The sequence below is a fragment of the Ammoniphilus soli genome, from assembly GCF_040813775.1.
The window spans coordinates 1-13,323 of record NZ_JBEGDL010000040.1 but is presented as its reverse complement, the minus strand read 5'-3'; the positions used below and the strand labels follow the sequence as shown (position 1 = coordinate 13,323).

At 40.7% G+C, this 13,323-nt stretch carries 14 protein-coding genes and 1 pseudogene; all 15 read left to right on the top strand.

Features of this window, described 5'->3' with window-relative positions; genetic code table 11:
- Window positions 1–12 precede the first annotated feature (12 nt).
- The 15 genes and pseudogenes from ABLT31_RS33170 (at window position 13) to ABLT31_RS33100 (ending at window position 13,008) form a co-directional block, all read left to right on the top strand.
- The gene (locus tag ABLT31_RS33170; RefSeq protein ID WP_367759785.1) at window positions 13–786 is read left to right on the top strand and encodes an SDR family NAD(P)-dependent oxidoreductase; all 774 of its coding nucleotides are present in this window, start codon (window positions 13–15) and stop codon (window positions 784–786) included.
- Window positions 787–1,035: 249 nt separating this feature from the next.
- Complete coding sequence (locus ABLT31_RS33165; protein ID WP_367759783.1) at window positions 1,036–2,097, top strand: LLM class flavin-dependent oxidoreductase; 1,062 nt, start codon at window positions 1,036–1,038, stop codon at window positions 2,095–2,097.
- A 32-nt stretch (window positions 2,098–2,129) separates the two neighbouring features.
- On the top strand, window positions 2,130–3,227 hold the full coding sequence (locus ABLT31_RS33160; RefSeq protein ID WP_367759782.1) for a TRAP transporter substrate-binding protein: 1,098 nt from the start codon (window positions 2,130–2,132) through the stop codon (window positions 3,225–3,227).
- 111 nt (window positions 3,228–3,338) lie between these two features.
- Complete coding sequence (locus ABLT31_RS33155) at window positions 3,339–3,869, top strand: TRAP transporter small permease (protein WP_367759780.1); 531 nt, start codon at window positions 3,339–3,341, stop codon at window positions 3,867–3,869.
- Window positions 3,870–3,913: 44 nt separating this feature from the next.
- A complete protein-coding gene (locus tag ABLT31_RS33150; protein ID WP_367759840.1) occupies window positions 3,914–5,212 on the top strand; it encodes a TRAP transporter large permease in 1,299 nt (432 codons plus the stop codon).
- 19 nt (window positions 5,213–5,231) lie between these two features.
- Window positions 5,232–6,173, top strand: a complete 942-nt coding sequence (locus tag ABLT31_RS33145; RefSeq protein WP_367759778.1) for a phosphotriesterase family protein — start codon at window positions 5,232–5,234, stop codon at window positions 6,171–6,173.
- Between the two features lie 42 nt (window positions 6,174–6,215).
- On the top strand, window positions 6,216–8,132 hold the full coding sequence (locus ABLT31_RS33140) for a sigma 54-interacting transcriptional regulator (protein ID WP_367759776.1): 1,917 nt from the start codon (window positions 6,216–6,218) through the stop codon (window positions 8,130–8,132).
- A gap of 113 nt (window positions 8,133–8,245) precedes the next feature.
- The gene (locus ABLT31_RS33135; protein ID WP_367759774.1) at window positions 8,246–9,526 is read left to right on the top strand and encodes an MFS transporter; all 1,281 of its coding nucleotides are present in this window, start codon (window positions 8,246–8,248) and stop codon (window positions 9,524–9,526) included.
- A gap of 213 nt (window positions 9,527–9,739) precedes the next feature.
- A complete protein-coding gene (locus ABLT31_RS33130; RefSeq protein WP_367759772.1) occupies window positions 9,740–10,273 on the top strand; it encodes an NADPH-dependent FMN reductase in 534 nt (177 codons plus the stop codon).
- 25 nt (window positions 10,274–10,298) lie between these two features.
- The gene (locus tag ABLT31_RS33125; protein WP_367759770.1) at window positions 10,299–11,321 is read left to right on the top strand and encodes a 3,4-dihydroxy-2-butanone-4-phosphate synthase; all 1,023 of its coding nucleotides are present in this window, start codon (window positions 10,299–10,301) and stop codon (window positions 11,319–11,321) included.
- Entirely contained in the window at window positions 11,318–11,566 is a 249-nt protein-coding gene (locus tag ABLT31_RS33120) for a hypothetical protein (RefSeq protein ID WP_367759768.1), read from the top strand. Before ABLT31_RS33125 ends, ABLT31_RS33120 begins: the two co-directional genes overlap by 4 nt.
- Before the next feature lie 408 nt (window positions 11,567–11,974).
- Window positions 11,975–12,154 (top strand): (2Fe-2S)-binding protein, encoded by a 180-nt coding sequence (locus ABLT31_RS33115; protein WP_367759766.1) that lies wholly within the window; start codon window positions 11,975–11,977, stop codon window positions 12,152–12,154.
- Window positions 12,148–12,605, top strand: a pseudogene (locus ABLT31_RS33110) (FAD binding domain-containing protein); the annotation flags it as partial. The gene ABLT31_RS33115 and the pseudogene ABLT31_RS33110, both read left to right, overlap by 7 nt.
- A 12-nt stretch (window positions 12,606–12,617) precedes the next feature.
- Window positions 12,618–12,836 carry a hypothetical protein gene (locus tag ABLT31_RS33105; protein ID WP_367759845.1) on the top strand — a complete coding sequence of 73 codons (219 nt, stop codon included), beginning with the start codon at window positions 12,618–12,620 and terminating at the stop codon, window positions 12,834–12,836.
- Window positions 12,802–13,008 (top strand): hypothetical protein, encoded by a 207-nt coding sequence (locus ABLT31_RS33100; protein ID WP_367759764.1) that lies wholly within the window; start codon window positions 12,802–12,804, stop codon window positions 13,006–13,008. The genes ABLT31_RS33105 and ABLT31_RS33100 overlap by 35 nt, the downstream gene beginning before the upstream one ends.
- The last annotated feature ends 315 nt before the right edge of the window (window positions 13,009–13,323 follow it).

The following is a 13,323-nucleotide window of genomic DNA, read 5'->3' as shown; positions in this document are numbered from 1 at the left end:
GTGGTATTGATCATGGACAGATTAACTGGGGAAATTGCGCTTATTACCGGGTCCGCGGGCGGGATTGGCTTTACCATTGCGGAAACTTTTCTTCGGGAAGGAGCAAAAGTTTGCTTAAACGACGTGAATGAAACTTTGTTGAAGCAATCCGCAGAAACACTGGCTAAACTCTTCGGGAGCGAGCAAGTCACTTACTACAGCGGCAGTGTCAGTAAAAGGGAGGACGTGTTCAGCATGGTGGCCCACACGGTAACGACGTTCGGCTCCTTAACGGTTGCCGTGAACAACGCAGGCGGGGGATTCGGCACTCCTCTTTCATTTGAAGAATTGACGGAAGAAGATTGGGATCTTGTGATGGGCGTCAATATGAAGGGGACATTTCTTGTTTCGCAAGCGGCTGTGGCTGTCATGAAAGAAAACAAACGTGGAAGTATCATCAATCTGTCGTCCGTGACGGCCAACAAAGGGATGAAAACAGTCAATGCCGCCTATGCGGCATCAAAGGGAGGAATTGCGTCGTTCACTCGCAAGCTTGCCTATGACGTGGGCCAATATGGGATCCGTGTGAACGCCATTGCCCCAGGTAGCATCGTAAGCGGCGAAAGGATGAAGAAGTTACATGATGAAAACGCGGAATTCGTTCGGCGGTTCCGTGAAGAATTGGTCATCGGTTTCGTAGGGGAACCAATCGATATTGCACATGCGGCTGTGTACTTGGCTGCCAATGAGTCTAGGTACATGACGGGTGAAGTGATGGAAATTAACGGCGGAGTTTATATGGGATAGGGTCAATTAGATCAATAGTTCAAAATTGAAACACAGATGATTCACTATTGCGACAAATTATTTTGATAGCAAAGTAAAGATATAGTATGATAAATTATATTTTTTTAAAAAGAGTCGGGATTATCACGTGTTTGTGGTTATCACTCGGTCTATTCTTTTGATGATTATAGGAATTTTGATTTTTGGTATGAATCTTGCTTCTATTTAAATAGTGAAATGAATTTATAAGGAAACGGAGTGTTTGGCGGAATGGCGATTTTAGGAAAAGATATGACGTTTGGGTTGTTTTTCTTGAATTCAGTAGCTCCTTGGAAAACAGACGCAGAAGAGTTGCGAGATGGCTTAGAGCAAATTAAATTAGCAGATAAATTGGGATTTCACTCCGCTTGGATAGCAGAACATAATGCCCGCGCCTATGGCGTTGTCAGCTCCACATCCGTATACTTAGCAGCCGCGGCAGCTCAAACTTCTCATATTATGCTAGGTTCGGCGGTATCCCGTTTGCCCTTGCATCATCCATTGCAAGTAGCAGAAGATATGGCATTAGTAGATATCATCAGCAATGGGAGATTATATTTGGGTGTTGGCAAAGGATATGATCCTTTAGAATTTGAAGCCTACAATATTGATTTTGAAGAGCGTCATGGAAGATATTTAGAGTCCTTAGATATTTTGACAACGGCATTAAAAAATGAAAGAGTGACGTATTCCGGAAAGTTTTTTGATATCAAAGATATTCCAGTTTATCCTAGACCGGTTCAACCATCAGGACCTCCTATCTTTGTTATGGTATCAGGCAACGATGCTTCGATGATTAATGCAGCCAAGCAAGGTCACTCCTTTGTACTCGGTGGAATCACCAATGAGGATACCAATCATAAAATTTCCTTATATAAAAAGACAGCCTTGGAATCAGGGTTATCCGAAGAATATGTGAGCAATGCTGTAGCCAGATCCGGCAAGTTGCTGTTCTGCTATGTAGCCGAGACGACGGAGCAAGCCCAAAATGAATACAAGCAAGGTCTCGAATGGTATATGGGTGAACGTGATAATCGTCCTACATTTGGAGTGATGAATCGGGAACGGAATGTCGATTACGACCGCTTTTTGAAGTCGGAGAATACATTAGTGGGATCCCCGGAAAAAGTCATCGAAGATATTAAAAAGTATAAAAAAGAAACCGGTCTAAATAATATCATTCTATGGATGAATATTGGCGGCCAACCACAAAAACAAGTCCTAAAGTCCATGGAACTCTTTGCTGAGAAAGTAATGCCCCATTTTGTTGAAAATGCCAATTTAGTGAAATAAAAACGGTTACACACTATTAAGGGGGATTAATTATGAAATCCAAAAAGATTCTTCTATCTGCTCTATTTTCTATTGTGTTGTTAGCCGGTTGTTCTTCAAATGAAAGTGCTTCAAATGATTCTTCTGCTGAAAGTTCGGCTAAAGGGGGAGACCCCGGGAAGGTCTATGAATTAAATCTGAATGTATCTGCTGGACCTGTACATCCTTTTACAAAAAATGTGGCTGAACCTTGGGCGGAAATGGTTGAAAAAGAAACTAACGGCGTGGTTCAGGTCAATGTTCATCCAAGTGCAGCTTTGGGTAATTTGTCTTCTGCTTACGAGGATATCAAATCCGGTTTGTATGAAGCGGGGTTAGTATCTCCTGGACGACATGTGGATACAGATCTCTTCCCATTGACCATTGGCGATCTGCCATTTCTCATTGAAAGTCCAACCGTTGCAGAAAATGTATTAACCAAATTTGTAAATAAGTATATGACAGACACCTTTGTAGAAGGATCGTTTATGTCCATATCATCCACGGATGCCTACCAACTGTATAGCAAAAAACATATTCGTACAGCAGAAGATATCAAAAATGTAAAAATTGCGGATACGGGTTCGATCGAAAGAATCGAATTATTTAAAGATCTGGGGTCTGTCCCGGTTTCCCTAAGTAATACAGAATTATATGAATCGATCGAGAGAGGAATCGTTGACGGCGTTGCTTACACTGCAGTTGGTGCTAACGGTTATAAGCTTGACGAGGTGGCTCCTCATATGACTAAACTAAATATAGGAGCTACGACTTTAATGTTTATGGTGAATACAGACTTTTTAGAGAGTTTGCCTGAAGATATTCAGAAAATGTTTGCTGATAAATTCGGACCGGCCTACGGCAGTATGATCACCAAGTTTTATTCAGAAAGTTCAAACGATTCCATCGCTGCCTTTACGGAAACGGTTAAGGCGAAAGGGGGAGAAGTAACGACACCTACGGAAGAAGAACTGAAAGCGTTTAAAGCACCTGCCAAACAACTGATGGAAAAATGGGTGGAAAAAGCAAACCAAAAAGGTTATCCAGGTCAAGAAATGATGGATTACTATACTGGTCTACTAAAAGAGGAAGGAGTTATCCTTCCGGAATAATCACAGCATGGGGCTTCTAGTGCATGAGAAATGGAGCCCCATGATTCACTTTTTACTCAATCAGAACCTGGGTTAAAAATGACCAGTACTAGATTTGGAGGTGTTGGGAAAATGATGATATCTAATTTCATTACAAAGTTTACCCAATTAAACAAATGGCTAGCTTTTTCTTCCTTAATTATCATGATGGTTTTTGTATTTATTTGCGCGACGGCCAGGGGATTGGGATTCCCCATTGTTGGAGATATAGAGTTGGTGCAATTAGCTATGGTTTCCTTAATTGTAGGGGCTTTAGCCTATACGGACTCGGAGAAGGGTCATATATCTATAGGCATTATTGTTGACCATTTCCCGCTAAAATTACAATACTTAATTGATTTCGTAGCAGCCATATTGAAAACAGGATTTGCCTTTTTGGTTGCTTATGTTTTTTTGACCAAAATGGATTTTAACCAAACCTCGATCTTGCTTAAGGTGCCTTTCTTCTTTTTCGAAATCCTATTGATTATCGGTTTTGTAGGATGGGGATTAGAGTCCATAAGACAGATATTTCAAAATATTTTTCTTTTATTAGGAAGAAGCACAGTGGATCCCCGCAATGAAGAAGAGGTCAAAGTTGAAAAGATGGCCATGATTGAGTAATGAAAAAAAATATTACTTTTTAGTGGGAGGTATATTCTTTGAGTATGACTATTGGGATCATCGTTCTCATAGCCGTTTTCGTACTGATGTTTTTAAGAATTCCTATCGCTGTTTCAATGGCGATTCCAGCTTGCCTAGGAATTTTTGCACTAAAAGGTGAAAAAGCGTTATTTGCAGCTATCGAGAGTATTATTTGGGAGCACAGCTATAGTTACACATTTAGCACGATTCCCCTATTTGTATTAATGGGGCAATTCTTGTATTATTCTGATATCAGCAATGAATTATTTACAGCCTTTAAAAATTGGTTTGGCCGGCTTAAGGGCGGCTTAGGAATAGCAGCGATTGGTGCTTCGGCTATGTTTGCGGCTTCTTCCGGTTCTAGCTTGGCGACAACGGGTACCATTGGTGTGGCTTCTTCCAAAGAAATGCTTAAGGCTGGGTACGCAAAAAGTTTGACGGGGGGTGCGATTGTCGCCGGAGGAACGTTAGGCATTCTCATTCCACCCAGCAACATGTTTATTATCTATGGCATGATTACAGAACAGTCGATTGGTAAGCTGCTCATGGCAGGGATCGTTCCAGGGATTTTACTGACCCTTTTCTTTATGGCTACTATTTATATTAGTATCTTAATTAAGCCAGAATTAGTGGCTGGGCAATTTGATCATCAGGTGTCTTGGAGGGAAAAATTTCAGTCATTAAAAGCGAATATATGGATTATCCTATTATTTATGTTTGTTATGGGCGGTCTTTATATTGGATTATTTACAGCTACCGAAGCGGCTGGTTTTGGGGCATTAGGAGCGCTAGCTATTGCACTGGTTAGAAGGAAGTTAACTTTTTCTACTTTTTCTGAAGCCATGTTAGGTACAGTAAGGACGACAGGATTTATATTTGCTATTGTCATGGGAGCCTTCTTATTAAATTTTGTCTTAACGATTACGAGGATCCCAAATCTACTGGCTGATTTTTTATTTAGTAAAGACTTATCACCAACGATGATTTTTCTATTAATCGTCGTCATGTATTTAATTTTAGGGGCTATCATGGATACATTGGCTATGATTGTCGTAACGATGCCTCTGATCTTACCTATTGTACAACAGCTCGGATTTGATTTGATTTGGTTTGGGGTCATCATTACCCTCTTGGTAGAGATGGCGCTCATTTCCCCGCCGGTTGGAATGAATTGTTTTGTTCTAAAAGGCGTTGTCGAGGAATTGGATCTTAAATCTATTTTTAAAGGTGCTATGATATTTATGGTCCCTATCCTTAGTTTAATAGGTTTATTGTATGTGTTTCCGGAAATTGCCTTATTCTTGCCAAACTATGTAAAATAGAGTCTTTTGGAGGAAAAACATGAAGCTTATCCAATCTGTTACAGGGCCGATCGAAGTGGGCCAATTAGGAAAAACGCTGATTCATGAGCATTTGAGAACGAGAGCTGAGGCTGTGGCCGTTCAATTTCCGCATTTATACGATGCCGATGAGGAATATCGTTTAGCTATGGACCAGGTCGTTGCCGTTCATGACAGGGGTATTCAAACGATCTTTGACCCGAGTGTCATGGGGTTGGATCGAGATGTTCGATTTATGAAAAGGGTTTCAGAAGATTCCGGTGTTCAAGTTATTGCTGCAACCGGGATCTTCACTTTCCACTACTTGCCAACTCGATTTATGGCCAATGATATCGAATTCATGGCGGATCAGTTTGTGAGAGACATCGAAGTAGGCGTTCAAAACAGCGATATCAAAGCAGGCTTTTTAAAATGTGCGACCGATGTTCAAGGAGTGACTCCCCATGTAGAAAAAGTCATCAGAGCTGTCGCTCGAGCCCATCGTCGTACGGGCGTCCCGATCATGACTCATTCGGTTCCTGCAAAAGAGAATGGCTTATTGCAGATTCAAATTTTTGAAGAAGAAGGGGTGGATCTGAGTAAAGTATTAATCGGACACTGCGGGGATACGGATAATTTGGACTATTTGGAGAGAGTGCTCGATAAAGGCGTCTATATCGGAATGGATCGTTATGGAATTACTACGGTCATATCTACTGAAAAAAGAAATGAAACCCTTCGAGCGTTGCTTGAAAGGGGCTATGTGAATCGCATGTTTTTGTCTCAAGACTATTGCTGTACGACCGACCTGCACAAGCCAGAGAGTCATAAAAAAGCTAAACTGCCTGATTGGTCGATGACCTTCCTATTAGACAAAGTCATTCCAACACTATTATCCCAAGGGGTTACGGAAGAAGAGATTCATATCATGATGGTCGAGAACGTAAAAGATTGGTTGAGCTAATTAATAATAAGGTCTAAGGTGCTGCGGTAAAGGAGGGTGTCTATGAAGCTTTTTGTAACGGGGTTTTCACCTTTGGATCAATATGTGGAAGAAGAGATAAAAATAAGAAAAGCCAATTTTCAGGAACTGGTCGTTCAAAGGCTAGAGTCAATAGACATCCTGAAAAATCCCACCTATATTCAGAATGATGATGTGTTAATTTGTGGTGCAGCGATCTATGAGGTTTTTAAGAAAATAAATGTTCGCGGCCACTTAATTCCTTTGCGAGTTCAAACCATTGACTTTCTGAATGCCCTCACCCAAGCTGCTAGCGTGGGGAAAGAAGTAAATATTATAAATTATCAAGAGATATACTTAAAAGAACATTCAGCAGACCTAGAAAGAGTATTTAATATTAAGATTCATCAGCATTCTTATCACGATGGGGAATCGGCTGATGCGTTAATCAACGAACTGGCAGTAAAAAAGCAAAGCATTGTCATAGGTTCCGGCTTAATTGTTTCAAAAGCTATGAACAAAGGCATGAAAGGATTTATTTGGTATAGCAAAGAAAGTATAAAGTTGGCTGTAGATATTGCATTTAATGTACTATCTGCTCGTTTTGAGGAGCAAAGCAACAATAAAAGGCAAGAATATATATTAGATCATTTTAATGAAGGCGTTATCAGTTTAAATGTTACCGGCAGAATACTCCAAATCAATCCTAAGGCAGTAGAGTTGCTGGAACTTCAGAAATATAGGGATTTAAGGGGAGCCAGTATTAAGGAAATTGAAGAGCTAGATTGGTTTTCAAAATATGATGACAGCAATCAATATTTGAAAGACAAGCTGGTAGAGTACCGAAATAAAACTCTATATTTAAACTCTTTTCCCATTCATGTCAAAGGGAATCACGATGGCTCGGTCATCATTATCTCCGATGCGGCGGAAATTCAGAAACACGAGAAAAAAATAAGGAAAAAACTGTATGATGACTCCAATACGGCCATTTATGAATTTGAAGATATTGTCGGCAAGAGTGGGATCATACGAAAGACTATCAATAAGGCTAAAAAGTTCGCTAAAACGGATGCGAATGTCCTGATCATAGGTGAATCCGGAACGGGTAAAGAGCTGTTTGCCCAAAGTATTCATAATGCAAGTTTACGGTCTAAAGAACCCTTTATTGCTATCAATTGCGCGGCCATTCCGGAAAACTTAATGGAATCGGAGTTTTTCGGATATACTGAAGGCGCTTTTACCGGGGCCATAAAGGGGGGCAAGCCGGGTCTATTCGAGCTTGCTCATAAAGGAACGGTATTTTTGGATGAATTGGGAGAACTTCCATTAAGTATGCAATCCAAGCTATTGCGGATTCTCCAAGAAAAAGTGGTAAGGAGAGTAGGGAGCGCTACATCCATACCGATAGATGTAAGAATCATAGCTGCTACGAATGTCAATCTGTTGGAACAAGTAAAACAAGGCGGGTTCCGTTTAGATTTATATTACCGCCTTAGCGTTCTAAATCTGATTTTGCCCTCTTTAGCTGAGCGCAAAGAGGACTTGGAAGATCTGGTCTTATCCTATACGGCACGCAAGTACCCGGAATTTATGAAGATGATCGAAACGTGTATAACGGAAATCACCGAATTGTTAGAGGAACATTCATGGGAAGGAAATATAAGGGAATTAGAAAATAACTTGGAGAGGTTATTTGCTTATTTAGAATCCCCGTTAAATATAACCAAACAAGATATTCTAAATAACTTAATCGAGACGCTAGAGGACAATAATTTCCTCATTATCAATCGGTTTAAAGATCATGATACGTATCAAGATATTATCAAAGAAGTTGAGATCAATACGATTAAAGGAGCCTTGCAAAAGACAAACGGGAATAAAAAAGATGCAGCGAAATTATTGGGGATAAGCAGAAGTACGTTATGGAGAAAATTAGCTGAAGCGGAAGCCGTGAAATAGGGGCCACTTTCCTATAGTCATGGCACCTAAACATCATGTGCCACTGGCAGCCTTCCTTGAGATGGTCAAATGGAATGGCTGGACAGTGGCAATTTTAGAGAGGATTTAAAACGATGCGTTGGATTACTTTAGGTTTTTTATTTTTACTGTTTACCATAAATTATGCGGATAAATCTGTTGCAGGCTATGCGGCTGTTTCCATTTCAAAAGAATTTGGCATTACGCCTCTACAATGGGGATTGGTGGGAAGCAGTTTCTTTTGGTCTTTTATTATTTCAAGCATCTTTGGCAGTTCGCTGGCCGAACGATTTGGGACGAAGAAAATGCTTTCTTTTATGGCATTAACCTGGTCGATTTTACAGTTAGGTGCTTTTGCTATAAATAGTTTGCCTATGCTTATCGCTTATCGGATCTTATTGGGTGTTTTTGAAGGTCCTTTTTTTGCGGTCGTTCTCACTCATTTATACAAATGGTTTGCCCCTGAATCGAGGGGGATGGCTACTTCTATTTTAAATTTTGGCGGTCCTGTTGGGTCTCTTATTAGCGCGCCTGTATTAGTGTATATGATTGAACACTATAACTGGAAAATCGCTTTTGCTTCGCTGGGTATTCTAAGTCTTGTCTGGCTCATCTTTTGGGTATGGTTAGGGAAGGAATATCCAGAGAATAGAGTGGAAGAAAATATAATGAAGAAAACTTCGCTTGCAAAACCGAAAGTAAAATTTTCAGAGATTTCTTCGGCCTTATTCTCTCGTACCTTTATTCTCACTATATTTGTAGCCTTTACAGCTTATTGGCTTCTTACTTGGATTCAGGTTTGGATGCCTTCCTATCTGCTAAAAGCTGTAAAGGTTTCTTCGACACAGATGGGATACATTTCCGCTTTAATCGGTTTGGGTGCAGGGTTGGTTACGATTTGCATCGCCATGCTCTCCGATTCTATACACAAAAGAAGCTTGAGTTACAAAAAATCCCATGTCATAGTAGTTGGAGTATCTATATTGGTAGGTGCTGCCCTTTTCTATTCCATCACTGTAGTGCCTTACATGGTTTGGATCGTTTTTGTCATTTGTGTAGGAAAGGGACTTTTCGGAACCGTTCTTTCCCTAGGACCGCATATCGTCAGTAGATTAGTCCCGGAACGTAGTACTTTCATGATTGGGATTTATACAGGATGCGTAACGATGGCAGGGGTGATTGGACCTCTAGTCACCGGTAGTTTGGTACAGAAGGCAGGCAACGATATTGTACTTGGTTATAATTACTCTATATTAATTTTTGTAGCGCTTGGAGCCATTTTTAGCATTCTATTTCTGATCATGGTCAATCCGGACAAGTCAAACAGGAAGAAAGCATCATCAGTAGTGGAAGAATCTGAAAATATAGCTGTCTAAGATAAAGAGTTGAGAAGCAGATCCCTGCTTCTTTTTTTTGAGGTATCATGTTTCAGATCTTAAACGCGAGTGATTCAAAATTAAGACAAATAGACTGATGTTTCCGTATACCTATTAGAGTTAAGAATTGGCATGGATTTTGCTATTATAAAATTTAAAAGGTAAATCCTAGTCTTGGTTTTCCAACTTATTAGTTAGAAGGGGAGATTAAACATGAAAATATTAGGGATCTCTGGGACCATTACCGGCTCCAAAACATTGGTATTAGTTAATAACGTTTTAGAAAACATTCGCGCAGCGCACCCAAATATTGAAGTAGAATTACTAGATTTGAAAAAATACAATGTCCAGTTTTGTGACGGCAGGAACCCATCTGACTATACCGGGGATACAAAAAAAGTCATTGATATGGTTTCCTCAGCTGATGGTTATGTCATTGGGACTCCAATTTTCCAAGGCTCCATTCCAGGTGCTCTTAAGAATTTGTTTGATTTGGTTCCACCTCCTGTGTTTCGCAATAAAGTCATGGGGTTTATTGCAACAGGAGGAACCTACCAACATTATCTTGTCGTAGAAAATCAATTGAAACCGATTGCAGGATATTTTCGGGCCTTCGTTGCCCCAGGTTATGTCTATGCACATAATGATCATTTCAATAAACAAAATGAATTGGTTGACCCGGAAGTTGTGGAACGGGTTAAGCAGCTTGCCGATGAAGTCGTATACATGCAACGGGCATTAAAATAAATTAGCTGCAAAGGGGGAGGGAAGTATGATCACCAACAGTGTTGAACAGGGACTTCAGAGCCTCGAAAATGGGGAACTCATTATTCTTTTTGACAATATCAAAACAGGGAGCGGCGTTCTGGTAGGGGGTGCCAAACACGTTACTCCCCAAAAGGTCAATCTCATGACGAAAATCGCAAAAGGATTGGTTTCCGTCTGTATCAGGGAAGACAAAGCAAAGAAATTGGAGCTTCCACTCATGGCTTTTGCTTCCCAAGATCCGAATGTAAAGCCTTTCGCTGTTTCCGTAGACTATAAAACGAATACGACAGGAATTTCGGCCTTTGAACGGGCAGATACGATCCGAGCGATGGCAGATGAGGATTCCCGGCCGGAGGACTTTCGAAAACCAGGTCATCTATTCCCTATGGTTGGGAAGAACAACGGGGTACTGCAGAGGATCGATATCGTGGAAGCGGTGCTTGATCTTACCTACAAGACTTCGTCCATTCCCGTAGGCTATATTTGCGAGATATTAAATCAAGAGGGCAGAGAAGCATCCGAAACCGAGATTCAAAGGATAGCAGAAGAAAACAAGATTCCGATTCTAAAATTAAGTGATGTGGTGGAAATGCGAAAGTATGATAAGTTTGGCACATTAGAGGGAAAGGTGATTTACGGAAATCAGATCGGCCGGAAAATAGGTTTTCCTACGGCTAATCTTGATATTGGCTTAAAAAAGCTTGATCTGTTACACGGGGTGTACGGAGTAAAGGTGCTTTACAATGAAAAGCCATATATAGGGATTATGAACGTGGGTGTAAGACCGACGATCCAACAGGAAAAAAACCAAGTCCACTATGAGGTGCACATCTTTGACTTTGATGAAATGATCTATGGCGAAAGCCTTCATGTAGAGGTTTGCTTTTTTGTAAGAGAGGAAATGTCTTTTTCCGGTTTGGAAGAGCTGGTATCGCAGATTAACAGGGATGTTGAATGGGTGAAGCAGCGATTAGATAAAACGGATCCTTCTTTGAACAGCCCTCTTTTAATGGAGGGAGCTATATGAAAACACGACCAAAAATCGACGTCCAATTACCGGACTTATCATTCATTCGCTTATGCGAATCACAATATGGGATTAACCGGGGAGTTTATAATACCATTGATACCTGGTTTTATGAGCAGGGATGGAAGGGAATTGTAGAACGCCGCGAGACTATTCTTCGCTTTCTGGATAGGAATAGTTTCCAAAGGTTTGGGCATGGCGGCTTATCGATAAAATTGCAGGAATATTGTGGGTTAATTAATTAATAAAGGCGGAGGGGGGGACGACCCGGGGGGGATCTTCCTCTTCGAACGGTAAGAAGCCCCGCTCTCCTCATTCACTGTTGGATTTGATGGGATTTATCAAGTCTGTTTTTTCTTTTTTGTCCCATTTGCAAATAAAAAGTATTCTACGAACTAGAAGAAAATAACAACGCAAAGGTCCGAATCGTTGGAGAAGCAACAGCAAGGATTCGCAATACATGAAAAGAACGAGAAAATGTACCCCTTACTGTTCCTATTGGAAAGGCGTTAAACAGCAATATTTGTGCAAAATAGCTGTCTCATCCCGATCGGCGCTATAGAAGGAACAGATATTATTACCATTGATGGATTTAGTAAGACGGAACCATTTCAAATTCTAAGCGAATGCTATTCTGAAGCTGGTGGCGTGCAATGCGTTTTTGCATACCGGGAATGGTGATGGCCAGTGCAGCCTTACTTTCCAAAAATCCTCATCCGACAGAAGAAGAGATTCGTGATGGGATCTCAGGAAATTTGTGCCGTTGTACGGGCTATAACATGATTGTGGATGCGATTGACTTAGCCGCGAAAAAGGGTGAAGGCATATGGTAAGGCAAACTATTTCATCCTATCGATTGGCGAGTTTGGAAGAAACGATTTCTCAACTAAGCAAAGAAGACTGCCAAATTATGGCGGGTGGCACGGATCTGATGGTGCAGCATAAAAGTCCGAGAGGGGCTCCTGCCAAGTTTGATAAACCCCTTGTTTTTATCGATCATTTAAAGGAACTCAAGCAGATTGATAAGAAAAACCAGGACATTCATATCGGCGCTTGCTGTTCCTATAGCGAATTGCTGGAACACCCCCTCATCCCGAAAATACTAAAGAAAGCCATAAGGAAATTGCCGCGCCGGCCATTCGAAATCGAGGAACGCTTGGCGGGAATATATGCAACGCATCCCCTGCAGGAGATACTTTGCCTTTGTTATATATCTATAACACGAAAATTCGGTTGAGATCCTGGAAAGGGGAAAGGGTAGCTGATATTAACGATTTCATCTTAGGACCAAGAAAAGTGAATCGATTAAAAGATGAAATCGTCACAGAAATCATTTTGCCAAATGTGCACGAGGATGGTACGTCTTTTGTTTTTGAAAAAGTGGCGAACCGAAGAGCGGATGCAATAGCGAAAATATCGTTTGCAGGTTCGATGCGTGTGGACGAAGGTAGGATTGGCGATACGATTTGCATTTGGTGCTGTGGGGCCCACCATTGTACGTTCCAAGGCTATTAAACAAAAATTAATGGGAGAAGCTTTTCCGTTAAATGACAAGGTTATGGATGGGGTGGTTGCTGATTTTGATCGCATCATAAAACCCATCGATGATCAGCGCTCAACGGCCGTTTACCGGAAAACCGTATCACTAAATTTATTGCGTTATTTTCTTGAGACCAAGGGGATGTAAAATTTACAAAGAAGGTAATCGCTCGTTTTTTTTGCTTATTATTTTCTTGTAAATTCATCTTTTCGGGTTGAAAGTATGAACCAAAAACCATTGCCCTTGCCAAGTGCAAGGGTTTTTGTTATTAGTTTTTTGAAATGTTTGTTAACGGGCAGGTTAGTTTAAGTATATTCCTTCACAAAGTTACAGAAAAAGCCGATCATCCTAGACAGGAAAAGAAAAATCGGCTCTTTTTTCTTTAATTCGATTTTAAATAATAACAATACAAAATCTGGTTTCATCGAACCATACTTAAACACCAAATAATTTGCTCATACT